The sequence below is a fragment of the Micropruina sp. genome (assembly GCF_047606365.1).
Classification (GTDB): Bacteria; Actinomycetota; Actinomycetes; order Propionibacteriales; family Propionibacteriaceae; genus Micropruina.
In genome coordinates, this window is sequence record NZ_JASGEN010000030.1 from 12794 (window position 1) to 36183 (window position 23390).

At 68.9% G+C, this 23390-nt stretch carries 20 protein-coding genes; 5 read left to right on the forward strand and 15 right to left on the reverse strand.

Features of this window, described 5'->3' with window-relative positions:
• Position 1 precedes the first annotated feature (1 nt).
• The 7 genes from QM624_RS04215 to QM624_RS04245 form a co-directional block, all read right to left on the reverse strand.
• Entirely contained in the window at positions 2 to 1732 is a 1731-nt protein-coding gene (locus QM624_RS04215; protein ID WP_415089055.1) for a sulfite reductase flavoprotein subunit alpha, read from the reverse strand.
• Complete coding sequence (locus QM624_RS04220; protein WP_415089057.1) at positions 1732 to 7218, reverse strand: glutamate synthase-related protein; 5487 nt, start codon at positions 7216 to 7218, stop codon at positions 1732 to 1734. The genes QM624_RS04215 and QM624_RS04220 overlap by 1 nt, the downstream gene beginning before the upstream one ends.
• 120 nt (positions 7219 to 7338) lie before the next feature.
• Positions 7339 to 7953 carry a PIN domain-containing protein gene (locus tag QM624_RS04225; protein WP_415089059.1) on the reverse strand — a complete coding sequence of 205 codons (615 nt, stop codon included), beginning with the start codon at positions 7951 to 7953 and terminating at the stop codon, positions 7339 to 7341.
• A 42-nt stretch (positions 7954 to 7995) separates the two neighbouring features.
• The gene (locus tag QM624_RS04230; RefSeq protein WP_415089061.1) at positions 7996 to 8424 is read right to left on the reverse strand and encodes a helix-turn-helix domain-containing protein; all 429 of its coding nucleotides are present in this window, start codon (positions 8422 to 8424) and stop codon (positions 7996 to 7998) included.
• Positions 8425 to 8498: 74 nt separating this feature from the next.
• Positions 8499 to 10103, reverse strand: coding sequence for a helicase HerA-like domain-containing protein (locus QM624_RS04235; protein ID WP_415089063.1), 1605 nt, complete (start codon positions 10101 to 10103; stop codon positions 8499 to 8501).
• A 4-nt stretch (positions 10104 to 10107) separates the two neighbouring features.
• On the reverse strand, positions 10108 to 10530 hold the full coding sequence (locus tag QM624_RS04240; protein ID WP_415089065.1) for a type II toxin-antitoxin system VapC family toxin: 423 nt from the start codon (positions 10528 to 10530) through the stop codon (positions 10108 to 10110).
• A 1-nt stretch (position 10531) separates the two neighbouring features.
• The gene (locus QM624_RS04245; RefSeq protein WP_298130986.1) at positions 10532 to 10798 is read right to left on the reverse strand and encodes a type II toxin-antitoxin system Phd/YefM family antitoxin; all 267 of its coding nucleotides are present in this window, start codon (positions 10796 to 10798) and stop codon (positions 10532 to 10534) included.
• 72 nt (positions 10799 to 10870) lie between these two features.
• Between QM624_RS04245 and QM624_RS04250 the strand changes: the two genes are divergently transcribed.
• Together QM624_RS04250 and QM624_RS04255 are read left to right on the forward strand one after the other, a co-directional pair.
• Positions 10871 to 11164, forward strand: coding sequence for a type II toxin-antitoxin system VapB family antitoxin (locus tag QM624_RS04250; RefSeq protein WP_298130985.1), 294 nt, complete (start codon positions 10871 to 10873; stop codon positions 11162 to 11164).
• Positions 11165 to 11198: 34 nt separating this feature from the next.
• Complete coding sequence (locus QM624_RS04255) at positions 11199 to 11738, forward strand: LytR C-terminal domain-containing protein (protein ID WP_415089067.1); 540 nt, start codon at positions 11199 to 11201, stop codon at positions 11736 to 11738.
• Between the two features lie 6 nt (positions 11739 to 11744).
• On the opposite strand, the gene QM624_RS04260 is transcribed toward QM624_RS04255, so the two are convergent.
• From QM624_RS04260 to QM624_RS04295, 8 genes are all read right to left on the reverse strand, one after another.
• Entirely contained in the window at positions 11745 to 13229 is a 1485-nt protein-coding gene (locus tag QM624_RS04260) for a potassium/proton antiporter (RefSeq protein ID WP_415089069.1), read from the reverse strand.
• Positions 13230 to 13330: 101 nt separating this feature from the next.
• Complete coding sequence (dhaM, locus tag QM624_RS04265) at positions 13331 to 13711, reverse strand: dihydroxyacetone kinase phosphoryl donor subunit DhaM (protein WP_415089071.1); 381 nt, start codon at positions 13709 to 13711, stop codon at positions 13331 to 13333.
• A gap of 9 nt (positions 13712 to 13720) precedes the next feature.
• Positions 13721 to 14356, reverse strand: a complete 636-nt coding sequence (dhaL, locus tag QM624_RS04270; RefSeq protein WP_415089074.1) for a dihydroxyacetone kinase subunit DhaL — start codon at positions 14354 to 14356, stop codon at positions 13721 to 13723.
• Entirely contained in the window at positions 14357 to 15355 is a 999-nt protein-coding gene (dhaK, locus tag QM624_RS04275) for a dihydroxyacetone kinase subunit DhaK (protein ID WP_415089076.1), read from the reverse strand.
• A 165-nt stretch (positions 15356 to 15520) separates the two neighbouring features.
• Positions 15521 to 16678 (reverse strand): substrate-binding domain-containing protein, encoded by a 1158-nt coding sequence (locus tag QM624_RS04280; RefSeq protein ID WP_415089079.1) that lies wholly within the window; start codon positions 16676 to 16678, stop codon positions 15521 to 15523.
• 31 nt (positions 16679 to 16709) lie between these two features.
• Positions 16710 to 17873, reverse strand: a complete 1164-nt coding sequence (locus tag QM624_RS04285; RefSeq protein ID WP_415089081.1) for an ABC transporter permease — start codon at positions 17871 to 17873, stop codon at positions 16710 to 16712.
• Positions 17874 to 17890: 17 nt separating this feature from the next.
• The gene (locus QM624_RS04290; RefSeq protein ID WP_415089084.1) at positions 17891 to 19387 is read right to left on the reverse strand and encodes a sugar ABC transporter ATP-binding protein; all 1497 of its coding nucleotides are present in this window, start codon (positions 19385 to 19387) and stop codon (positions 17891 to 17893) included.
• 141 nt (positions 19388 to 19528) lie between these two features.
• Positions 19529 to 20299, reverse strand: a complete 771-nt coding sequence (locus QM624_RS04295) for an IclR family transcriptional regulator (RefSeq protein ID WP_415089086.1) — start codon at positions 20297 to 20299, stop codon at positions 19529 to 19531.
• A gap of 219 nt (positions 20300 to 20518) precedes the next feature.
• Between QM624_RS04295 and QM624_RS04300 the strand changes: the two genes are divergently transcribed.
• The 3 genes from QM624_RS04300 to QM624_RS04310 are packed head-to-tail and all read left to right on the forward strand — an operon-like array spanning position 20519 to position 23195.
• Positions 20519 to 21340 carry a cyclase family protein gene (locus QM624_RS04300; protein ID WP_415089088.1) on the forward strand — a complete coding sequence of 274 codons (822 nt, stop codon included), beginning with the start codon at positions 20519 to 20521 and terminating at the stop codon, positions 21338 to 21340.
• Entirely contained in the window at positions 21340 to 22362 is a 1023-nt protein-coding gene (locus tag QM624_RS04305; protein ID WP_415089090.1) for a 2-hydroxyacid dehydrogenase, read from the forward strand. The genes QM624_RS04300 and QM624_RS04305 overlap by 1 nt, the downstream gene beginning before the upstream one ends.
• Positions 22359 to 23195 (forward strand): NAD(P)-dependent oxidoreductase, encoded by an 837-nt coding sequence (locus tag QM624_RS04310; RefSeq protein WP_415089092.1) that lies wholly within the window; start codon positions 22359 to 22361, stop codon positions 23193 to 23195. The genes QM624_RS04305 and QM624_RS04310 overlap by 4 nt, the downstream gene beginning before the upstream one ends.
• Positions 23196 to 23390 lie beyond the last annotated feature (195 nt).

Below are 23390 nucleotides of genomic sequence, written 5' to 3' on the forward strand. Positions count from 1 at the left end.
CTCAGTACACGTCCCTCAGGTAGCGCTTGTCTCTCTTCAGCGCGGCCACGTATTCGGCCGCGTCGTCGTCGCCGCGGCCGCGTTGCCCGGCGATCAGTTCGATCAGTGCCCGGTCGACGTCGCGTGCCATCCGGGAGGCGTCGCCGCAGACGTAGACGTGGCCGCCGTCTTCGAGCCAGGCGTAGAACTCGGCCGCCTGCTCGCGCATCCGGGTCTGCACGTAGATCTTCTGCACCTGATCGCGGGAGAAGGCCAGATCGAGCCGGGTCAGCAGCCCGCTCGCTCGGTAGCTCTCGATCTCGTCGGCATAGATGAAGTCGCTGGCCCGGTGCTGGTCGCCGAAGAACAGCCAGTTCTTCCCGGACGCGCCGCGCGCGGCCCGCTCCTGCAGGAAGGCCCGGAACGGTGCGACGCCGGTGCCCGGGCCGATCATGATGACCGGTGCCGAGTCGTCGGCAGGCAGCCGGAAGGCCGCGTTCGGTTGCGGGAAGATGCCGAACTCGGCGTCCTCGGCCCGGTCGGAGAGGAACGTCGAGCACACCCCGTGATGCACTCGCGGCCCGCCGTGCCGAACGGCGGCCACGGTCAGGTGGATGCGGTCCGGGCTGTGCAGCGGGCTCGACGAGATCGAGTACGCGCGATGCTGCAACGGCCGGAACACCCTGGTCAGATCCTCGATGTCGAGGTTCACCTCGGGTAGCAGGTGCAGCAGGTCGAGGGTGTCCTTGCCCCACAGCCAGGATTCCAGCGCGTCGCGTTCGGCCCTCACTACGAGCTCGCCCAGCTCGCTGCCGGGCGCCCGCTCGGCCAGCAGCGCCAGCAGATCCTTGGACGGCGTGGCGATCTCCCAGCCGCGCTCCAGCTGTGCCCGCAGCGTCGATTCGCCCACCACGGTGTCGGGATCATGCCCGAGCCGCTCCAGCAGCAGCTCGACCAGGGCGGCGTCGTTGAGCGGTACGACGGCCAGCGCGTCCCCGGCCTGATAGTCGATGCCGCTGTCGGCCAGGGCGATCTCGAAGTGCCTGATCTCCTTGGCACTGTCCGGCCCGGACAGCAACCGGTTGGCGACCAGCCGGGTCGGGAACGGCGACTTGCGGTTCCACCGTGGGCGCTCCCGGGCCGGTGTCGGCGCCACGGCCGCGGCCACCGGCGCGGCACCCACGGACGGGGCCTCGGCGGCCAGCAGGTCGAGGACCTGCTCGATCCACGCGGCCGCCGGCGCGTCGTAGTCGGTGTCGCAGTCGACCCGCGGCAGCAGCCGGGTGGCGCCGAGCTGCTCGAAGCGCAGGTCGATCAGCTTGCCGGCCTGGCAGAAGTCGTCGTAGGCGGTGTCGCCGAGCGCCAGCACCGCGAAGCGGACGTCCTCCAACCGGGGTGCGGCCTCGGAGCCGAAGTCGTCCCAGAACAGCCCGGCGTTGTCGGGTAGCTCGCCGTCGCCGTAGGTGGAGGTGATCACCAGCACCCGTTCCAGCTGGGTCAGGTCGTCGAGTTCGACGTCGTTCAGCACCCGCAGCGTGGGCGCCATCCCGCGGGCCTGGGCGGCGTTGACCAGGTCTTCGGCGAGCAACTCGCTGCAGCCGGTCTGGCTGCCGTAGAGCACGTCGAAGGTGAGGGTGGCGGTGGCGGACGCCCCGCCCTCGTCGCGTTGCGCGGCCACCAGGCCGGTGAGGAAGCCGTCCAGCCAGGCCCGCTGGCCGGGGCTGAACGGGGCGTCGACGGTGAGATGCGTCATCATGCCGTCCGATCCAGGCTGCGGACGGCGTCCGCGGCCAGGTCGTTCAGCGCCGCCTCGGCCAGCAGCCGGTCGAACCGGGCCCGGTCAGTGCGCGCCTCGTTGCGGGCGCGCTGGTGCAGGATCCAGCCGTAGGTGCCCGGCGCGTCCATTCCGCGCACGTTCCGCAGCTCCAGCGAACGGGTGTAGTCGGTCAGCCGGCGCGACGAGATCAGGGTGGCCAGTTCGGCGTCCTCGAGCGGATCGAGCCGGTCACGCAGGTACTTCATCACCTTCTGCATCACGAAGAAGTCCTCGGTGAGGATCAGGGTGCGCGCCGTGGTGTGCCCACGCTGCTGGGCGATCTGGTTCGCGATCGAGAACACCGTGTACGACGACAGCAGGCCGAACATGTCGTCGGCCTCACCGGCCGGGACGCGTCCGTCGAGCACTGGACGCCCGTCGCGGTAGTGCTGTTTGAGCACCCGGACCTGTTCGGTGGCCACCGAGGTGGCCAGTTCGTCGAGCAGCTGCCGCCGGGTGGACGCGGCCAGGATCGCATCGGCATCCTGGGTGAGCAACAGCGCTCGCGGCATGCCGCAGAAGATGTGCTCACTGGCGACTTCCCAGTCGGCGAGCAGCTGCGCCGCGAGCTTGGAGCCGGTGGCCTCGTGGTGCCAGCGGAGCAGCAGCCGGGCCGCCTCGGCGTGGAAGCCGCCGTATTCCTGGTCGGTGATGCCGAAGACCAGCAGCGAATCGTGGCTGACCCGGCCGCGCACGGTGCCGTCCGGGTCGTATTGGTAGAGGAAGCCGCCGCTCATCCCGTTGCCGAGGCCCTTGCCGGCCGAACCTAGGTTGAGCACCGCGCCGTTGGTCATGTACTCGCAGCCGAAGTCGCCGATGCCCTCGACGACCGCGGTGGCGCCCGAGTTGCGGACGGCGAACCGGTCGCCGGCCTCGCCCTGGACGAAGGTCCGGCCGCCGGTGGCGCCGAACAGGGCGAAGTTGCCGATCAGCACATTGCCGCCGGGTTCGGTGCCACCACCGCCAGGGGTGCGGACCACGATCCGGCCGCCGCACTGGCTCTTGCCGACGCCGTCGTTGGTGGTGCCGGTGTGCACCAGTTCGATGCCGTCGTTGCAGAAGGCGCCGTACGACTGGCCCGCCGAGCCGTTGGTCCGGACGCGCACCGTACCCTCGTCGAGATAGCTGCGGCCACGCTCATCGGTGAACACTGCCGGCAGGCCGGCCAGCACGTCGGCGTCCAACTCGTGGTTGAGCATCCGTTCGATGTCGACCGACAGCTGTCCGCCGACCGATTTGTCGCTGTTGTGCAGCGTGCCGGCGTCCAGTTCGACGCTCGGCTCAGCCCGGTCGATCAATGCGGCTCTGACCTGGTCGATCAGGGCATCGTCGACCGCGTAGCTCTTCTCCAGGTAGACCGGGTCGTCGATCCGGCGCTCCGGTACCCGGGCCAGCATGGCCCGGACGTCGAGGCGTCCGACGCTGGCCGGATGGTCGAGCAGCTGCGCCAGGTCGGAACGTCCGCGGGCCTCCCGCAGCGAGCGCAGCCCGAGCCGGGCCAGGATCTCCCGGACGTCGTGGGCGACGTTCAGCAGGTACTGGGCGAGCGCCCGCGGGTCGCCGTCGAAGACCTCGGGGTTGGTGGTCAGCCCGGCGGGGCACTTGATGTTGCAGTTCTTCGCCATCACGCACTTGAGCATCATCAGCGCGGTAGTGCCGAACTCGAAGCTGTCGCCGCCCAGCAGCGCCGACATCACCACGTCGCGCCCGGTCTGGTGCGCCCCGGAGCAGCGCAGCACGATCTTGTCGCGCAGCCCGTTGGCGACCAGCGCCTGGTGCACTTCGGCGACGCCGATCTCGGCCGACCGGCCGGCGTACTTCAAGCTGGTCACCGCCGCCGCGCCGGTGCCGCCGGTGTTGCCGGCGACGTTGATCACGTCGGCGCCCGCCTTCGCCACACCGACGGCGATGGTGCCGATGCCTTCGGACGACACCAGCTTGACGATCACCCGCACCCGTGCGGCCTTGCAGTCGTGGATCAACTGCGCCAGGTCCTCGATCGAGTACGTGTCGTGGTGCGGCGGCGGCGAGATCAGCTCGACGCCCGGCGTCCCGCCGCGCGCAGCGGCGATCTCGACGGTCACCTTGGCGGCCGGCAGCTGGCCGCCCTCGCCCGGCTTGGCGCCCTGCCCGATCTTGATCTCCAGCTCTTCGAGCATCGGGTCGGCCAGGTAGCCGGCCCAGATGCCGAACCGGCCGGACGCGAACTGCTTGATCCGGGAACCGCGGATGGTGCCGTAGCGGGACAGGTGCTCGCCGCCCTCGCCGCAGTTCGACATGCCGCCGACCATGTTGGTGCCGTGCGCGACCGCCTCGTGCGCGGTGGCCACCAGGGCGCCGTGGCTCATCGCGCCGGACGCCAGCGTCCGGGTGATCTGGTGCGCGGGTTGGACGTCGTCCAGCCCAATGCTGGCCGGGGCCGGTGCGAGCAGGCCGAGGAAGGCCGCCGTCCGGCCGGTCACCTGAACCTCCAGCGCGTCGGCGTCCACCGTCACACTGAGGACGCCGTCCGGGTCGTGGCCGGTCAGGAAGTCGGCGAACGCCGCGTAGCGGTCGGCGTCGCCGCCGGCGACGTCGGTGAACCGGATCACATACCGGTCACACCCGACCGGTTCGACGGCCAGCCCACGGACCAGGATGCTGGCGTTGCCCTCGATCGAGAACCGGGCCAGCTCGTGCTCGAAGTCCACCGCCGTGTGCAGCCCGGCGACGTCGGCGGGCAGCGCCAGCACGTCGCGCAAGGCGGAGGGCCGGCGGGCCCGCTCGGCCCGGGTCGCCGCCAGGAACTCGCGGTAGCCGGGGGTGATCCGGAAAGTGTCGATCTGCTCGTGGGTGAGCGCGGCCAGGCCGTTGTTGGCGTATGCCTCGTCGCTGATCCCGAAAGCGCCCTCCAGCTGGTCGAGGGTGAGCCGGGCCAGGGTCACGTCTTCTTCGGAACCGTCATCGAAGCGCCGCGGCTCCTCGGTCATCCCGGCGAAGCCACGCACCGCGGTGGTGCCGAACGAGTGCCCCGCACCTTCGGAACGCTCCTTGAACAGCCCGAGCAGTGGCACCTGCGACTCGGTCTCGACGACGCAGCCGCGGGCATGCCATTGAGCGGCCGCCTGCGCGATCCGGCTGAACCCGACCCCGCCGACCGGAGCCGCCATGTGCGGGAAGCAGCGGGCCAGCACCTCATCGGAGGTGTCCAGGTAGTTGGGTTCGAAGAACTCGCCGCCGATGTAGCTCTCCACCGTGCACAGCCCGACCCGGCCCATCGTCTTGCCGAGCGACTTCTCGGCGGCCTTGCGGAACCGGGCGAACGCCCGGTCGGTCTCAGTCTCCTCACCGGCAGGCGCCGGCGGGGACGGGTACCTCTCCTCGGCCCGCAGCCGGGCGCTCAGGCTGTACACCGCGGACGCCCCGAAGCCCAGCGCCGCCGCGATGTGGTGCGACGACGGCAGCTGCCCGCTCTCGGCGACCAGCGAAACCCGTAGCCGCAGACCGTCGTCGATCAGCCGCTGGTTGACCGCGGCGATGGCCAGCAGCAGCGGCAGCGGCGCCCGAGTGGTCGAGATCTCCCGGTCGGTGAGCACCGCGATCCCACCCTCATCGCGGGCGAAGGCGGCGACAGCGTCACACAACTCATCCAGGGCGGCGACCACTGAGGCGGCGTTGCGCGCGGCGTCGTCCGGATGCGGCGCGAACACCAGATCGAAGCGGCGCAACGGGGTGAGCCGCTGCTCGCGCAACTGCACCATGTCGAGGTGGCCGAGGATCGGCGAACCCACCACCAGTTGTTTGCGGTGCTGCTCGCCGCCGTCCGGTTTGGCGCCGAGCGCGACCCGCATGCTCATCCCGTCCGCCTCACGCAACGAGTCCAGCGGCGGATTGGTGACCTGGGCGAAGCGCTGCGAGAAGTACTTCGCCACGCCGCCCTCCTGGTCGGAGAGGGCGTTGATCGCGTTGCCGTAGCCCATCGCGCTGATCCGCTCTGCGCCGTCGGCGAGCATCGGGTCCATCATGAACCGGAAGCTCTCCTGGTTGAGCGAATAGGCGACGTAGCGGCCGGCCAGGCTGAGGTCGCCGGTGTAACCCAGAGTGGTGGTGCTGCGATCGAAGGCGGGCGCGGGCAGTGCGGCGACATCGACCCGGGCGTCGTCCAGCAGCGCCGCGTAGTCGCGACGGGCGGCCAGCAGGTCGAGCGCCTCCCGGGTGCGGAACGTCCGGCCCAGCCGGTGGTCGTGGTAGAGCATGCCGCCGGCTTCGATCCGGCCCCGGTGAATCACCTGGTCATCGGGGAATTCGACCTGCCCAGCCTCGGACGACACCACCAGGTACTCGTCGGTCTCCACGGTGCGCAGCGGACGCAGCCCCAGCCGGTCGAGCCGGGCACCGATCACATCCCCGTCGCTGAAGATCAGCGCCGCGGGCCCGTCGTTCTTCTCCTCGTACAGCGAGAAGAACTCGAACATGTCCCGGACGTCGCGGCTCAGCGTGACGTCGTTCTCCCAGGCCGGCGGCATCAGCGACACCACCGCCTCGACCAGGTCGAGGCCGTCGTCGAACACCCGGCTCTGCAGGGTCTGGTCGAGCCGGCCGGAGTCGGACTGGCCGGGCGGCCGGACGATCCGGCGGTGCCGGGTGATCGCCAGGGTCTCGTCGGAGATCCGGTTCTTCCGGTCGGTGTTCAGCTCGCCGTTGTGCGCCATCAGCCGGAACGGCTGCGCCATCGTCGGGTGCGGTTCGGTGTTGGTGGAGAACCGAGTGTGGAAGTAGAGCGAGCGCACCTTCTGCACCGGATCGCGCAGGTCGGTGAAGTAGCCGATCACCTCACCGGCGTTGAGCCGTCCCTTGAGCACCTGAGTGCGAGCGCTGAGCGACAGCGGATACAGACCGGTCAGTGCCGGGTCGGTGTACGCCTCGGCTTCGATCGCCAGCAGTGCGGCGTTCGCGGCACGGTCGATCCGGCCCCGCTGGTCGTCGGCGTGGCCCGGCTCAGCGAGCTGGAACACCCACTGCACGATCGGCAACTGGTAGCGCAACGCCCGCGGGCGCAGCACCGAGTCGTCCACCGGCACCTCCCGGACGGCCAGCGTGACCAAGCCGGCCTCAACCAGCGCGGCATCGATCAGTCCACGGGCCCGGTCCCACTGGGTGGGGTCGTCCGGCATGAAGAAGTTGCCGACGCCAAAATGGCCCCGCTCCAGCGGTCGCCCGGCCAGCGCGCTGAAGAAGTCCACCGACAGGTCGATGCTGACCCCAGCGCCGTCACCAACACCCTCGGCGGACATGCCGCCACGGTGCGGAATCGCGCACAACGCCTGCTCGCCCAGCGCGATCACGTCATGGGTCTGGACGCCGTCCTTGCGGGTGATGAAGCCCACCCCGCAGGCGCTGTGCTCCGTCGCGGCTTGGTAAAGCCCGTACTCACGCTCACCCATCGGCCCCTCCGCTGTCCTGTCACTCGGCTGGCTAGCCGGCGAGACACTGCGACGGTGGAGGGGCTCGCTTAGTTGCTGCCGCGAGGTCCGCGACAAGCAATATCGTAAGCCCTGTGTGACTTAAATGGGAGAGTCTTCTGCGTTGAACAGCTCGGACTGATGATCGAGAGCCAGCAGATGACACCGGACACGCTCGGCGAAGACCGGGCAACCTGCCGCCCGAAGCGACCGTGGAAGATGCGGCTCACGACCTCGGGCGAGCCAGTACCGCACCTCACTGGCAGCTACCTCCTTCAACAACTCCGGCGAAGAGTCGTCCACCAACGTGAAAAAGTCGTCGGGCGCATACACGGAATAGGGCGCGGCATCATGATCGAAATCTCCGACATCCGCCGTCAGCAAGATGTCAGCCTGGCAGGCGCGCGCCGCGGAATGCACGTGCCTGTCGTTCTGATCAACTCCAGCCCAGTTCTTATCGATAGGGAAGTCGGCGACGCGTCCCACTTCGAAGACCTCGGCAATTCGGTCACGGATCGCACTCAGCCTGCCTCCTGGCCAGTCCGGGTGCTTCCGCCGAAGATGGTAGATGACCTCGGCAAGCACATCCTCCGTCCAGAAAACCTGAAACGGCGGCACGTCGGGGACGGTATATAGCAACCCCAACCAATCACGCCGAGCCCTGGAGTAGAGAACGTTGGCATCCACGAACACGCCATGTGGCCCAAACCCCAGCACAGCCCGACCCTACAAGGGCCGTCTGACATTGAGCGTAAGACCTCAGTCCTCTTCGAGTTCGCGCAGTTCGCGAAATGCCTGACGCTCTCGCGCGCGGCGCGCCTTCCTCTCGGAGAGGACGTCTTCGGAACGGAAACGCAGATGCGTCCCCACTTTGTGCGAAGCGATACGACCTTCGCGCGCCATCTTGATCAGCGTGGGGCGCGAGACACCTAGCAGGGCGGCGGCAGCAGACGTCGTCACCTCGCTGGGGATTGACATCACCGTCACGTCGGCGCCGCTCGCCATCGCCTCCAGCACACGCTGGAGGAGGCGTCCGATCTCTACCGGCAACGGACGAGACTCCTGAGCCGAGCCGGACACGAAGAGTTCACCAGTAGGGCCGACGAGCGTCTCCAGAACGCCGCGGGCCAACTGAGACTCGGCTTCGGTCGCCAAGATCTTGTTGGTCGTCGGTATCACCGTGGACATGGCGGGTAAACCTCCGTAGCAGGAACCCAACCCAGCATACTGACTTTCACTTACAAGTGAAAGTCCTTAGTGTCTCAGCGCTTCCGGCCGGTGCCCATCATTCCGCGGGCGATCTCACCACCGACGGTGATCACCTTGTTCCAGAACGTCGGCGAGCTGAGCACCTTCTCCACGCCGCTCTTGGCTGCCGGACGGCTGGACGTCGTCCGCGGGGTCGCCCGGGTTTGAGCGCGGGCCGCGGCCGCGGCGTCCTTCTCACGCTGCTTCGCTTCAGCCGCGGCCGCCTTCTCCTGGGCGGCGCGGTCAGCCTCGGCAGCTGCCGCGGCGGCACCCTGTTCCAGCTTGCGGGTGAGCATCTCGTAGGCGGAATCCCGGTTCACCGGCTGGCCGTACTTACGCATCATCGCCGACTGGGCGACGCCGCCGGCCATCATCTGCGCCTCCATCGGATCCATCGATGCCTCCGGTGCCCGCATCCGGGTCCAGGCCACCGGAGTGGGGGCACCGTCGGGGTTGAGCACCGTGACGATCGCCTCGCCGATGCCAAGGCTCTGCAACACCTCGGCCAGGTCGTAGCCCGAGTTCGGGTAGGTGGCGACGGTCGCCTTGAGCGCCTTCGCGTCGTTGGGGGTATGTGCCCGCAACTGGTGCTGCACCCGCGAGCCGAGCTGGGCCAGCACCTCCTCGGGGACGTCCTTAGGGGTCTGGGTGACGAAGAAGACGCCGACACCCTTGGACCGGATCAGCCGCACCGTCTGAGCGATCGCCTGCAGGAACGCCTTGGACGCGTCCGCGAACAGTAGGTGCGCCTCGTCGAAGAAGAACACCAGCTTGGGCTGGTCCACGTCGCCGACCTCGGGCAGGTCGTGGAACAGGTCGGCCAGCAGCCACATCAGGAAGGTCGAGAAGATCGCCGGCCGGTCCTGCAGGTTCGGCAGCTCCAGCAGCGAGATGACGCCCTGGCCGTCCGGGGTGGTGCGCAGCAGGTCATGGCTGTCGAACTCGGGTTCGCCGAAGAACTCCTCACCGCCCTGGGTCTGCAGGGTGACCAGCGACCGCAGAATGACGCCGGCGGTCGCCGACGACACCCCGCCCAGGTTCTTCAGATCGGCCTTGCCCTCCTCCGAGGTCAGGTAGGCCAGCACCGAGCGCAGATCTTCCAGGTCGAGCAGCGGCAGGCCCTGGGTGTCGCAGTAGTGGAACACCAGCCCGAGCGTCGATTCCTGGGTCTCGTTCAAGCCGAGCACCTTGCTGAGCAGGATCGGCCCGAACGAGCTGATCGTGGCCCGCAGCGGGACGCCGCCACCCTGGCCGCCGAGCGCGTAGAACTCGACCGGGCAGCCGTGCGGCTGCCAGTCCTGGCCGATCGCGGACGTCCGGGCCAGCAGCTTCTCCGACGACTTCCCGGGGAGCGCCAATCCGGACAGGTCACCCTTGATGTCGGCGGCGAACACCGACACCCCGGCCCGGGCGATCTGCTCGGCCATCAGCTGCAGGGTCTTGGTCTTGCCGGTGCCGGTCGCGCCGGCCACCAGGCCGTGCCGGTTCAGCATGGACAGCGAGATCCGCACCCTCGCGTCGGGCACCGGATCGCCGTCCACCAGGACGCCGAGTTCGATCGCGGGAGTGTCGAAGGTGTAGCCCTTGGTGATCGCGGCTACGTCAGGTGAGGTCGACATGACGTCACTGTAGGGGACGCCTGACAGGCACGACCCGGACGATTTCGTCGAGGCCGGCAAAGTCGCCGGGGTTGGTCGTATAAAGGGCCAGCTCAGCGGCCGCCGCCACTGAGGCGATCATCAGATCGGCGACCCGCCGCCTCGACGTCCGGCCCACTGCACGGACGGCGGCGCTGATCCGGCCGAACATCCGCGCGGCCTCCGCATCGAACGGAATCGGGTCGAATTCGTTCTCGGCACGTTGCAGCACATCGGCGCGTCGTGCACGTTCGGCGCGGGCCTCGGCGTCGTCGCCCTCGATCAGATGGACGCCTGCGGAGAGCTCGGCGAGAGTGACGGCACTGATCGCCACCTGGTCGGGCAACTCGGTCAGATCGATCCCGCGGCGCAGCACCAGAATGTTGGTGTCGAGCAGCCCGCGAGCCATTTCACCGGGCATAGGGATCGTCCAGACCTTGCTCTACCGCGTCCTGATCGGAGCGGAACCGGTCGAGATCGACCATGGGAGCCGTCCGGGACAACTCGGCGAAACCGACGCGCGAAACGAACCGTTGGCGGCGACGCAACGGCACCAGCTCGCCGATCTCCCGGCCGTCGCGGGTCACGGTGAACGTCTGGCCGTGCTCGACAGCGTCCATGATCTCGCGGGAACGCAGCCGCAGATCCCGCTGGCTGATCTCGGGATTCACACTCATCGATCCATCGTAGCAAGCTGTGCTACCTGGTGCTCTGCGGTCGAGGGAGGTCGATCCCGATACACTGCCCCCGTGATCTTCAAGCGTGTCGGCGAGGGCCGCCCCTACCCCGAGCACGGCTATGTGCAGCGGCAGTGGGCCGCGATCGCACCGCAGCAGATCCGGCTCGATCAACTGGTGACCACCAAGCGGACACTCGATCTCGAGCAATTGCTCGAGGAGGATTCGACCTTCTACGGCGACCTGTTCGCCCACGTCATCCATTGGCAGGGCGACTACTACCTGGAGGACGGCCTGCACCGCGCACTGCGCGCCGCGCTGCAGCAGCGGCAGACGATGCACGCCCGCGTCCTGGAACTCAAGTAACCTTGGGCGGAGGCCGAACAAGGAGTTGGTGGGCGTGCGGGAGATCAGCCGGTTTATCAAGACACCGTTGACCCTGCTCGTACTGACTGTGATCGTCGTCTTCGGCGGCGTCTGGGGCTACCAGAACGCGACCGCACAGATCCCTCCCCGGCCCCCCGAGCCGTGCGTGATGACCGACGTCGGCGGCAAGCTGACCCCGAATCACGTCACCCTGCGGGTGCTGAACGCGGGGCTGCGCGGCGGCCTGGCGAAGCGGGTCAGCAGCGCGATGCGTTCCTACGGGTTCAACATCCTCAAGGTCAACAACACCGATCAGCGGCTCACCAACACGGTGATCGTCGGCAACTCCGCCAACGATCCCGAAGTCATCCTGGTGGCGGGCTTCTTCAAGAACGCCACCACGCAGGGCGATGGCCGCGTCGATCATGTCGTCGACGTCCTGCTCGGCGACGACTACGCGGGGCGGCTGACCAACCCCAAGCAGTCCGTCGCGGTGAGCGGCCCGGTCTGCCTGCCGACCATTCCGGGTTCGAGCACCAGCGCCGTCCCGACGCCCGCGCCGACCCACTCCTGAGGCGCGCTACTCGGCCGATTCCTCCCGCCAGCGGGACAGCCGGCCACCGCGTCCGACCTGCTTGAACCGGGTCTCCACCTTGTAGCGGTACCTCGACGGGACCACCACCAGCAGTTCGTCCCCGGCCCGGATCACGTCGCGCGAACCGGGCGCGAACGGCGTCCCGTCACGAATGATCAGCGACACCACCGTGCTCGGCGGCAGCCGCAACTCGAAGATCGTCACCCCGTGCAGATGGGAGCCGGCCGGCACCTTGATCTGCATGAAGTCGGCCTGGATCTTGTCCAGCGGCGCCACCTCGACCTCGATGTCGACGGCGTCGTCACCGGTGGTCACACCGAGCTTGCGGGCCACCCAGCCCAGCGTCGGCGCCTGCAGCGTGGTGTAGACGACGACGAACACGAAGACCAGGTCGAACAGGTCACGAGCCTGCGGCAGCGGCGACGCCAGCGGCACGGTCGCCATGATGATGGGGACGGCGCCACGCAGGCCCGCCCAGGACAGGAACGCCTGTTCTCGCCAGGGCACCCGGAACCAGACCGAACAGATCGCCACCGACAGCGGCCGGGCGATCACGGTGAGGAACAGGCCGGCGGCCACCCCGACGATCACCACCTGGGGTGAGAACCGCTCCGGGTGCGCGAGCAGGCCGAGCATCACGAACAGACCGATCTGGGCGACCCAGCCGACGCCCTCGGCGAAGGACTTGGTGGCGTTGCGGTGCGGCAGGTCGGCGTTGCCCAGCACCATGGCGCAGATGTAGACGGCGGCGAAACCGGACACGTGCAACATGCCGCCGGCCCCGTCCGCCAGCAACGCCCAACCCATCGCGCCCAGCGGATACAGGCCGGACGCCGGCAGCGCGATCGTCTTCAACACCCGGGCACCGACCCAGCCGATGACCAGCCCCACCGCCAGGCCGCCCAGCAGTTCGAAAGCGACCATGCCGAGGATCTCGCCGGGGCCCTCGGTGCTGTCGCCCAGCGCCCACGCGGTCGCGGCGGTCACCAACAACACGACAGGGGCGTCGTTGAGGCCCGATTCGGCCTCCAGCAGGGCGCGCATCCGGCCCGGGATCGGCACCCGGCGCAGCACCGAGAACACCGCGGCCGAGTCGGTCGGCGCCGTGATGGCTCCCAGCAGCAGCGAGGTGGCCAGGTCGAGGCCGAGCACGAAGTGCCCGAACAGGGTCATCGCGACGATCGAGGTGCCGACCCCGACCGTGGCCAGCAGTCCGGCCAGCGTCAGCACCGATTTGATCTCACGCCATTTGGTGGTGAAACCGCCCTCGGCAAGGATCAACACCAGGGCGGCGAAGCCCAGATCGTGGGCCATCGAGGCGTTGTCGAAGTCGACCCAGATGCCCACCCCGACGCCGAGGAAGAGGAACAGCAGCAGCGAGGGAAGACCCAGCGAACTCGACAGACGTGCGGCACCGAGAGCGGCGAGCAGCACTGCGGCCCCGGCCAACAGCACCACGTCGAGGCTCAAGGGTCCACCCTTTCGTCGGGCCCTATTTTATTGAACCTCGAACTGGATCGTGGCGTTGTCCGGGGCCGCGCCCGAAGGTTGCGGGGTCGGCGCGATGTCCGCTAAGCGAAGATGTCCCTGGCTTTGGCGGCTTCGGCGACCGCGTCCAGGTCGCCACCCACCTGGGCGGTGACGGCGGCCGCGACCGCGCCCTCGACCAGCGGGCCGGGGCAGAACCGGACGACGTCGCCGTCCACCACCTCGAGCACCGCTTCGACGGTCATGTCCGCCGAGCCGAGGTCGGTGAGCAGCACCACCTGATGGCCGGCCCCGGTCAATTCCTCAACCGCGGAATAGATGGCGTCGAAGGACGTTCCGATGCCGCCGTCGTCGGTGCCGCCGGCGGCCCGGAACTCGATGTCCTTCGCCATCTGCTGGGCCAGCTCCACCACGCCCTGGGCCAGCTTGGCCGAATGGGAGACGATCACGAAAGCGATGCTCATTGGTTCCTCTCAGTTGGCCGCTTCGGCGGCATCGGCGGCGGCACCCAGCAGGTAGGACGTCGAGGTGGCACCCGGATCCTGGTGACCGATCGAACGCTCGCCCAGGTAGGACGCCCGGCCCTTGGTGGCCTGCATCGGAATGGTCTCCTCGGCACCCTTCGCGGCGGCATCGGCCGCGGCCCGCAACGCCTCGGCCGGGCTCTGACCCGCCTCCGCGGCGGCCCGGGCGGCGGCGATCGCCGGCGTCCAGGCGTCGACCATGGTCTTCTCGCCGGTGGTCGCCTTGCCACGGGCCACGATGCCCTCCAACGCCGCCGCGCAGATGTCGGCCACCGAGGCGGCGTCCAGATCGCCCTCGGCCGCCTTGGCCGCCCGCATGAACGCGGTGCCGTAGAGCGGGCCGGCAGCGCCGCCGACCTTCGACATCAGGGTCTGCGCGACCAGCTTGAACACGCCCGCGACGTCCTCGGGCGGATTCTCGTCGAGCCGCTGCACCACGAAGGTGAAACCGCGCGCCATGTTCTCGCCGTGATCGCCGTCACCGATGGCGCGATCGAGGTCGATCAGCTCCATCCGGCGCTCGGTCAGCAGGGCCGAGGACCGGCGCATCCAGTCCTTGGCCCATTCCACGTCCAGATTCGTCATTCAGACACCCCTCCTGAGAGCGACAGTGTTGACCGGTGCGTCCCACAGCGCGGTGAGTTCGTCGTCGAGCTTGAGCACCGTGAGGGAGCATCCTTGCATCTCCAGCGAGGTGATGTAGTTGCCCACCAGCGAACGTGTCACCGTCAGGCCGGCCGCTTCCAGCCGCTCCCGGGCGTGGTTGTAGACGATGTACAGCTCCGATTCCGGGGTGCCGCCCATGCCGTTGACGAACAGCAGCACGTCGTCGCCGTCCAGCTTCAGGTCGGCCAGGATCGGGTCGATCAGCTGATCGGTGATCGCGTCGGCGGGCGCCATCGGAATGCGGTGCCGTCCGGGCTCGCCGTGGATGCCGATGCCGATCTCGACCTCGTCGTCACCGAGCTCGAAGGACGGCTTGCCGGCGTGCGGCACCGTGCAGGCGGTCAGCGCGACGCCCATCGAACGGACCTGGCCGATCACCTTCTCGGCGACGGCGGTCACGGCGTCCAGGTCGTCGCCGCGCTCGGCGGCGGCACCGGCGATCTTCTCCACCAGCACGGTGCCGGCGACGCCGCGGCGGCCGGCCGTCCAGGTGGAGTCCTCGACGGCGACATCGTCGTTGACCACGACCGCCTTGACCTTGATGTCCTCCATCTCGGCCATCTCGGCGGCGGTCTCGAAGTTGAGCACGTCGCCGGTGTAGTTCTTCACGATGTGCAGCACGCCCGCGCCGCCGTCGACGGCCTTGGTGGCCTCCAGGATCGGGTCGGGCGTCGGCGAGGTGAACACGGCGCCCGGCACGGCGGCGTCCAGCATGCCGAGACCGACGAAGCCGGCGTGCAGCGGCTCATGGCCGGAACCTCCGCCGGAGACCAGGCCGACCTTCCCGCTGACCGGTGCGTCGGCCCGCACCACATAGTCGGGATCGAGGTGAACGGTGACCAGTTCGGCGTTGGCGGCCGCGAATCCCTTGAGCGTCTCGGTGACCACATCCGCCGGGTCGTTGATGAGCTTCTTCATTGAACACTCCCTGTTCGTCGTGCCCGCGGACCCCCGACCGCGGGCGGCGCCCAAGCGACGCCTGCACCCCAACTCTGCCCCTTGTCGACGCCTCACGAAAGGGAAACGGCGAAGCGCCGTCCGACTTGGTCGGACGGCGCCCGCCGGAACCCATTCGGGGTCGGGTCACTTGCCCCAGATGGCCTTGTACGCCTCCTGGTAACCGGACGGATCCCAGTAGTTCTCGGCCGAGGCATTGTCCTTGGTCGACACGTGGATCTGCGGCACGTAGCCGGACGCCTTCTCACCGGCGAAGGCCCGGTTCAGTTCGTCGACGATCTGCCAGCCCTCGGAACGCAGCGGCGAGGGGACGGTGGCCGACTGGAAGTCGTCGTTGCGGATCCGGGTCAGCGCCGCGGCGTCGCCGTCACCGGCACCGACGTTGATCGGTGCGGTGGCCGAGGTCCGGCCGGACTGCCGGAAGGCGGCGGTGGCGTTCTCGAAGTAGACGTCGTTGATCGCCACCGAGTAGGTCCACTTGTCGCCCAGGCTGCTGAGCAGCGCACTGGTCTCGGTGGGCATCCGGTTGGCCACGTCGGCGAGCGGGATGTTGGCGTATTTGAGCACCTCGACCGACGAGCAGGTCTGGAGCTCCTTCTGGATCATCTGGCTCTTGCCCTCGGCGAACGGGATCGACGAGTCGGTGAAGATGACCACTCCGGCGACGCCGTTGGAGCGGGCGATCACGAACTGCGCGCTGATCTTGGCGACGTCCTCGACCTTGGTGGTGATGTTGCTGAACAGCTTCGGCTCATCGCTCGGGCCGGGGGTGGCCAGCGCCTGCCAGCCGACCAGAGGAATCTTCGCGGCGTTGGCCTGGCGGACCTGGCTGTCGGTGGTCTTCGGGTCGAAGCCGCCGAGGATGATGCCGTCCGGCTTGAGGGTGAGCGCCTGGTTGAACGCGCTCAGGATGCCCGACGGGGTGCCCTGGCCGTCGATGACCTTCAACGTCCAGCCGATCGCGGTGCTGGCGTCGGTCAGGCCGGCGGCCACACCGGCGACGCCAGGGTTCTGCATCGACTGGGCGACGTAGACGATGGTCTTGCCGGTGGTCGCCTTCGGTCCGGTGGTCGGGCCGTCCCAGGGCTGGTCGGCAGCGGACGCCTTCTCGACCGCCGCCTTGGCGTTGGCGACGACGTCGGCGCACTCGGCGGGTACGGCGACGGTGTTCTCGGCCGTGGCCCGGATCGCGTCGGACCCGCGTTCGCACCCGGTCAGGGCGAGCGCGGCGCCGAGGGCGAGCGCGCAGCCGGCGACCAGCGGCCTGCGGAATGGTGATGCCATGGTGAGCCTTTCGTGCAAGGAGCGAATCTGGTCAGGAGGTCGGCGGGACGTCGTCGGAGTCCACCGCGGGTTCGATGTCGGGCGCGGCCGAGGTGTGCGGACCGACGGTGTCGGTGAGTTCGGAGTCCGCCGACCGGGCCCCGGTGGCGCCGGTAGCGGGCGCCGCGGTGTCCACGGCCTTGTTGGCGGCGATGCCGGCCAGGATCTTGCGACGGGCACTCAGCCCGGCCAGGCCGACGGCGATCAGCAGCGTGACGCCGTTGAACAGCGGGTTGACCCAGAAGTTCGCGCCCAGCTGGCCGATGCCGGCCAGGCCGATCGCCAGGGTGACGACGGCGACGATGGTGCCGCCCGCGTTGGGCCGGCCCGGCTTGATCACCGTCGAGCCGAGCAGCGCGGCGACGAACGCCGGCAGCATGTATTCCGAGCCGACCGACGGGTTGCCGATCTGCTGCTGCGAGGCGAGCAGCACCCCGGCCACGCCGACCAGGAACGAGCAGGAGGCGAACGCGTACACCGAGTAGCGCTGGGTGGGCAGGCCGATCAGGTCGGCGGCGCGCTGGTTGGAGCCGAGCACGTAGAAGTAGCGGCCGAGCGGCAGCCGCTCGAGCACGATCCACAGGATCACCGCGATGACCGTGACGTACCAGGCCGCGACCGGGATGCCGATGAACTTGGAGTCGTAGAGGTCGGTGAAGCCGAACGGCAGCCGCTCACCGGTGGGCACCACACGGGCACCGTTGGTGACGGCGCCGGTGATCGCGTAGAGCACCGAGCCGGTGCCCAGGGTGGCGACGAAGGAGTCGATCTTGCCGAGCTCGACCAGCAGGCCGTTCACCACGCCGACCAGGGTGAGGATCACCAGCACGATCAGTGCGGCGAGGATCCACTGCACCCCGTTGACCACCATCACCATCATCAGCACGTGGGCCAGGCCCAGCGCGTAACCGATGGAGACGTCGAATTTGCCGGTGGCGATCGGGATCATCGCACCCAACGCCAGGATCGCCGGGATCGAGTTGGCACCCAGGATGGCGTTCAGGTTGGTCTGGGTGAGGAAGGTGCCCGGCATCAGGATGGCGAACACGATGAACAACAGGACGGCCAGGACGAGCAGGCCGTAGGTGCCGACGAACGAGCCTCCGCCGCGGCGCTTGGCCGGGCGAGCGGGCGCGGCTGGTGCTGCTGTGGTCATTGCGGTGGACTCCCTCGTCAGTTGGTGGCAAGCAGGTTGGCGCCGGAACTCGCGGCGGTGAGTTTGCCGACGGTGAGATCGTCGCCGGCCAGTTCTTCGGTCATCCGCCCTTGGACGAAGACCAGGGCGCGGTGCGCGACGCTGGCCACCTCCTCGAAATCGGTACTGACCATGACGACGGCCAGACCTTCGTCCAGCGCGTCCTCGAGCAGGCGGTAGATGTCGGCCTTCGCGCCGACGTCGACGCCCGCGGTGGGCTCTTCCAGCACGATCACCCGGCGGTTGGCCGATAGCCAGCGGCCGACCATCACTTTCTGCTGGTTGCCGCCCGACAGCGTCGCGATCGGCGCCTCGGGGTTGGGCGGCAGCACGCCGTAGGTCTCGGTGAGCTCCTCACCGAGCGCGGCGTCCTTGCTGGGGCTGTTCCAGCTGAGCACCGACATGCCGCGCGGCCGCAGGTTCGCCAGGAAGTTCTCCCGGACGCTCATCTCGGGCGCCATCCCCTCCTCCATCCGGTTGGAGGTGACGAAGCCGACGCCGCGATCGACCGCGGCGGCCGGCGAAGCCGGGGCGTACGGCTGGTCATCGAGGGTCAGCGTGCCGCCGTGCATCGGGAAGGCACCGCCGATGGCGCGTCCGAGCTGGACGTGGCCCGCGCCGGTCAGGCCGACCATGCTGACCACCTCGCCGGCATGCACCTTGAAGCTGACCGGACCGGCCGGACCGGCCAGCACCCGATCGCCGGCCAGCACCACCGGACGGGTTTGGGCGTTGAAGCGGGACTTGTAGCTCTTGGGTTTGCTGCCGACGATGTCGACGATCAGGTCCTGCGGGCTCTTGTCCTTGATGCCGCCGGCATGGATCAGCCGTCCGTCGCGGAAGACGGTCACCGAGTCGGAGATGGCGAACACCTCGTCGAGCCGGTGCGAGACGTAGATCATGCCGCAGCCACGGTCGCGCAGGTTCTTCAGCACCTCGAACAGCCGCTCGGAGTCGGCGGCCGGCAGCGAGGCGGTCGGCTCGTCGAGCACCAGGATCGGCGCATCGGCCGAGAGCGCCCGGGCGATCGCCACCAGGGACCGGTCGGCCCGGGTCAGGTCGGCGATCAGCGTCTCGGGGTCGACGTCGAGTTCGACCAGCGCCAGCGCCGCCTCTGCGCGGCGTCGCACCTCGCGCCAGCTGATCAGCCCCCCGCTGCGCGCATAGGTGGTGCCGAGTGCGACGTTCTCGGCGACGCTCATCGCCTCGACCAGGCCCAGGTCCTGGTGGATGAACGCCATCGCCTGCGTCGCCTCGGGCGTGCCGAGCGGGTGACCCTGCACCCGGACGTCGCCCGAGGTCGGCGGGTAGAGGCCGGACAGCACCTTGATGAGCGTCGACTTGCCCGCACCGTTCTGCCCCAGCAGCGCGTGGATGCTGTGCGGTTGCAGGGTGAAGTCGACGCCTTTGAGCGCTTGCGTCGCGCCGAACTGCTTGACCAGGCCCTTGATCTCGATCAGGGGAGCATCAGTCATTGGATCCTCAACTCTGAGTGAAAGCCAACATTTTGGACTGTGACCAAGATTCTGGACCAGGTTCAGACGCGAGGCAAGCGTTTCGAGAGATTCACGTCCAGTTCTGGCGCGGAATTTTTCTCAGCGGGCGCGGCGGGGTTCTCAGAAAGTGCGGCCGGCCAGCGGGTTGCGGAACAGCTCCGCCAGCCGGCTCAGCTCGGCGACCACCTCGGCGGTGGACAACTCCGAGGCGCGCTCCCGGGTCAGGGTGGAGCTCACCGCGAGTTCGGACGGCTCGTCCGGCGCGTTGCGCACCGGGACCGCGTAACAGACCTGGCCGAGGTTGGTCTCTTCGTCGTCGATCGCATAGCCCCGCTCACGCACCCCCTCGAGGTCGCGCAACAGGTCGGGCAGCGCCTGGATGCTGCGCTCGGTGTAGCGGGGCAGCAGGCGTCCGCGGAAGCGGTCCTCGACCGCCTCGGCCGGCAAAGTGGCCAGCATCGCCTTGCCACTTGCCGTGATGGACGCCGGGAAGCGGTCGCCGATGCCCCCGGTGACGCGACGCGGGCGTCCGGTCGCCTCGTAGCGGGCCAGGTAGATGACGTCGGTGCCGTCGAGCAGCGCCAGCCGGGCCGCCTCGCGCGAGACGATCGGCAGCCGCCGCACCTCGGCGTAGAACTCCTCCAGGTCGTCCACCGTCGCCAGGTAGTCGGCCGCCAGGCCGAGGAAGCGGCGGCCCAGTCGGTAGCGGCCGTCGTGCTTGCGCACCATGCCCTCAACCTCGAGCACCGAACACAGCAGCGCGGTGGTGGACTTCGCGATCCCGGTGCGGGCGGCGATGTCGGTGACCGTGAGGCCGGCCTGCCCGGCACCGGCGAGCAGGTCGACGATGGTCATCGCCCGCGTCAGAGCCGGTACCGCACTGCGATCCATCGCACGCCCTTCTTGATCATTATGCTGGATCATCGCCAGAGTAATGGACTACGGTGATGCCGCCAACACCCAACGAAGGGAGTTCCGATCGTGGATGCCGCGCGCGTCACCAACCCACTTGCTCTGCCCGAGGTTTCTCAAGCTGAGTTCGACGAGGTCTTCGAGCAGCTCAAGAGGTGGGGACAATATAGCGAGCCCTCTCGCGGAGCCTGGAGCACAGTGGGCCCCGACAAGGTCCGCGAAGCCGCCGGCCTGGTCCGCTCGGGCCGTACCGCTCAGATGTCACTGCCCTGGAACACGGTCAGCGGGATCGACAACCCGCAGCCCGCCATGCACATGATGGTCGAGCTGGGCGACCGGGAACCGCCGGAGCCGACCTGCAACAAGGACTTCCTCGGCGTCGCCTTCCACGGCAAGGCCGTCTCGCACCTGGACGCGCTGAGCCACATCGCCTACCGGGGCGAGCTGTTCGACGGCAACACCTCCGCCGACGTGGTGAACGCCACCGGCACCGACTTCGGCGACGTGTCCGCGCTGCGCCACCTGGTCACCTGCGGCGTGCTGCTCGACTTCGCCGCCGTCGACGGCAAGGACTGGATCGAGCCCGGCACCGCCTTCCACGCCGAGGACATCCTGCGTGCCGAAGAGGCGCTCGGCGTCCGTATCGAGCCCGGCGACGCCGTCCTGGTGCGCAGCGGCCAGTTCGCCCGCCGCGCCGCGCTCGGCCCCTGGGACGCCGACACCGAGGGCAGCGCCGGCCTGCACGTCGACGCGATGCCGCTGCTCGCCGAACGCGGCATCAGCCTGCTCGGCGGCGACGGCGACAGCGACGCCCGTCCTTCGCCCACACCGGGCATCGGCTCGCCGATCCATGTGCTGGCGATCACCGCGATGGGGGTGCCGCTGCTGGACAACCTCGATCTCGAAGAGCTGGCGGTGGCCTGCCGCGAAGAGGGCGCCTACCGGTTCATGCTGACCGTCGCACCGCTCAACGTGCCGCGTGGCACCGGCGGCCCGGTCAACCCGATCGCGGTCTTCTGATGGCGCGTCCCTTCCGCATCGGGGTCTCCCGGGACTTCCTGGACGGCGACCGCAACGTCTGGGGCGACATCGGTCTCGGCCGGCTGGACCGTCCGGATGTGACCTGGGAGTACCTGCCCGACGACGTCGCCAGCTTCGCCCCCGAGCACCTGGCGCCCTACGACGGTGTTCTGTTCGCGGCACCGGCGGTGACCGAGGCCTCGTTCGCCGAAGGAGTGCCGCGTCCGTTGGTGCTGGCCCGGTTCGGTGTCGGCTACGACACCGTTGACCTGGCCGCCTGCACCAGCAACGCCGTCGCGATCACCATCACCCCGGACGGCGCGCGCCGTCCGGTGGCGACCGCGACGCTGGCGATGCTGCTCGCGGTGCTGCACAACCTGGTCGCCAAGGACGCCCTGGTCCGCGAGCGCAACTGGGCGGAGCGGACGAACCTGATGGGCACCGGCTTGAACGGCCTGACCATCGGCCTGTTCGGGGTGGGCAACACCGGGGGCGAGTTCCTCAGGCTGCTGGCGCCGTTCGACGTGACGCTGATCGGGCACGACCCGTTCTGCCCGCCCGAACGGGCCGCCGAGATGGGCGTCCGGCTGGTCGATCGGGCCGAGCTGGCGGCCGCGTCCGATGCGGTGATCATCATGGCTGCGCTCACCCCGGAGACCTTCCACGCGGTCGATGCCGGCTTCCTGGACGCGATGAAGCCCAGCGCGGTGCTGATCAACATGGCCCGGGGGCCGATCGTCGACGAGGCGGCGCTGATCGACGCACTGAGCTCGGGTTCGATCCGGGCGGCGGGCCTGGATGTGTTCGAGGACGAGCCGCAGACGTCCGGTATCGAGAAGCTGCCGAACGTCACCCTGGCGCCGCATTCGCTGTCCTGGACCTCGGAGATGAGCCTGGGCAACGGCAACAGTTGCGTGGACGCCCTGCTGGCCGTCGCGGCGGGTCAGGCGCCACGATTCGTGGTGAACCGTGATGTGCTGGACAGCCCGGAGTTCCGGGCACGACTGGAGGAGTGGGCATGAAGATCTGTGTGCTGGGCCTGGGCAATATGGGACTGCCCGTGGCGGTCAACCTGGCCCGCGCCGGCCACGACGTGACCGGCGCCAACATCGTCGAGGTACCGGCGGCGTCCGAGGCCGGGGTGGCGGTCTCCACCGACGCCACGGTGGCGCTACAGGACCGCGAGCTGGTCTTCTGCCTGCTGCCCGACCTGCCCTACCTGGAGCCGATGCTGCCGGCCCTGATCGAGGGCGGGACGACGGACCTGGTGGTGATGAGCACCATCTCGCCCAACCGCGTCCGGGAACTGGCGCAGCGCCTGCAGGGCCAGGTCGACGTGATGGACGCCTGCATGTCCGGCGGCGTCGCGAAGGCCGAGGACGGCACCATGTCGATCATGTGCGGCTCGTCGCCGGAGATGTTCGAACGGCTGCGTCCGGTGCTGGACGTGATCGGCGGCACCGTCGAGCTGATGGGCGAGGTGGGCGCCGGTGCGGTGGCCAAGGCCTGCAACCAGATGGTGGTCGCCGGCACCCTGGTGGCGCTGGCCGAGGCGGCGATCGTGGCCAAGGACAACGGGCTGGACGTCGGCCACGTGCTCGACGTGCTGGGTGCCGGGCTGGCGGCGTCCGAGCTGCTGGATCAGAAGCGCGACAAGCTGGCCGCCGAGGACTTCTCGCCCAGCGGCCCGGCGAAGTTCCTGGTCAAGGACCTCACCTTCGCCACCGACAGCGCCGGCGGCCGCGAGCTGCCCTCGCTGAAGGTGTCGCTGGACTTGTTCACCGGGCTGACCGACGCCGGCTTGGGCGACCAGGACAACAGCGTGGTGCTGGAGTACCTGCGCCGGAACAGCTGACCCGATCAACGCAGAAGGTCCGCCCGGGATTGATCTCGGGCGGACCTTCTGGTTTGGCGGTGGCGGTGGTGTGCTGGCTCAGGACATCGGCGACAGATGTCTCACGACATAGGCGACACGTGTCTCAAGACATCGGGGACACGACGCGCTGCGCTGATGCTCGGCCATGTCGAAAGCCCGGCTGGTTATCACTGC

Excerpts from the sequence above, each read along its gene's own strand:
- QM624_RS04215 (WP_415089055.1), bottom strand. The coding sequence starts at position 1,732 with ATGACGCATCTCACCGTCGACGCCCCGTTCAGCCCCGGCCAGCGGGCC.
- QM624_RS04220 (WP_415089057.1), bottom strand. The coding sequence starts at position 7,218 with ATGGGTGAGCGTGAGTACGGGCTTTACCAAGCCGCGACGGAGCACAGC.
- QM624_RS04230 (WP_415089061.1), bottom strand. The coding sequence starts at position 8,424 with ATGTCCACGGTGATACCGACGACCAACAAGATCTTGGCGACCGAAGCC.
- QM624_RS04235 (WP_415089063.1), bottom strand. The coding sequence starts at position 10,103 with ATGTCGACCTCACCTGACGTAGCCGCGATCACCAAGGGCTACACCTTC.
- QM624_RS04240 (WP_415089065.1), bottom strand. The coding sequence starts at position 10,530 with ATGGCTCGCGGGCTGCTCGACACCAACATTCTGGTGCTGCGCCGCGGG.
- QM624_RS04245 (WP_298130986.1), bottom strand. The coding sequence starts at position 10,798 with ATGAGTGTGAATCCCGAGATCAGCCAGCGGGATCTGCGGCTGCGTTCC.
- dhaM (WP_415089071.1), bottom strand. The coding sequence starts at position 13,711 with ATGAGCATCGCTTTCGTGATCGTCTCCCATTCGGCCAAGCTGGCCCAG.
- dhaL (WP_415089074.1), bottom strand. The coding sequence starts at position 14,356 with ATGACGAATCTGGACGTGGAATGGGCCAAGGACTGGATGCGCCGGTCC.
- dhaK (WP_415089076.1), bottom strand. The coding sequence starts at position 15,355 with ATGAAGAAGCTCATCAACGACCCGGCGGATGTGGTCACCGAGACGCTC.
- QM624_RS04280 (WP_415089079.1), bottom strand. The coding sequence starts at position 16,678 with ATGGCATCACCATTCCGCAGGCCGCTGGTCGCCGGCTGCGCGCTCGCC.
- QM624_RS04285 (WP_415089081.1), bottom strand. The coding sequence starts at position 17,873 with ATGACCACAGCAGCACCAGCCGCGCCCGCTCGCCCGGCCAAGCGCCGC.
- QM624_RS04290 (WP_415089084.1), bottom strand. The coding sequence starts at position 19,387 with ATGACTGATGCTCCCCTGATCGAGATCAAGGGCCTGGTCAAGCAGTTC.
- QM624_RS04295 (WP_415089086.1), bottom strand. The coding sequence starts at position 20,299 with ATGGATCGCAGTGCGGTACCGGCTCTGACGCGGGCGATGACCATCGTC.
- QM624_RS04305 (WP_415089090.1), top strand. The coding sequence starts at position 21,340 with ATGGCGCGTCCCTTCCGCATCGGGGTCTCCCGGGACTTCCTGGACGGC.
- QM624_RS04310 (WP_415089092.1), top strand. The coding sequence starts at position 22,359 with ATGAAGATCTGTGTGCTGGGCCTGGGCAATATGGGACTGCCCGTGGCG.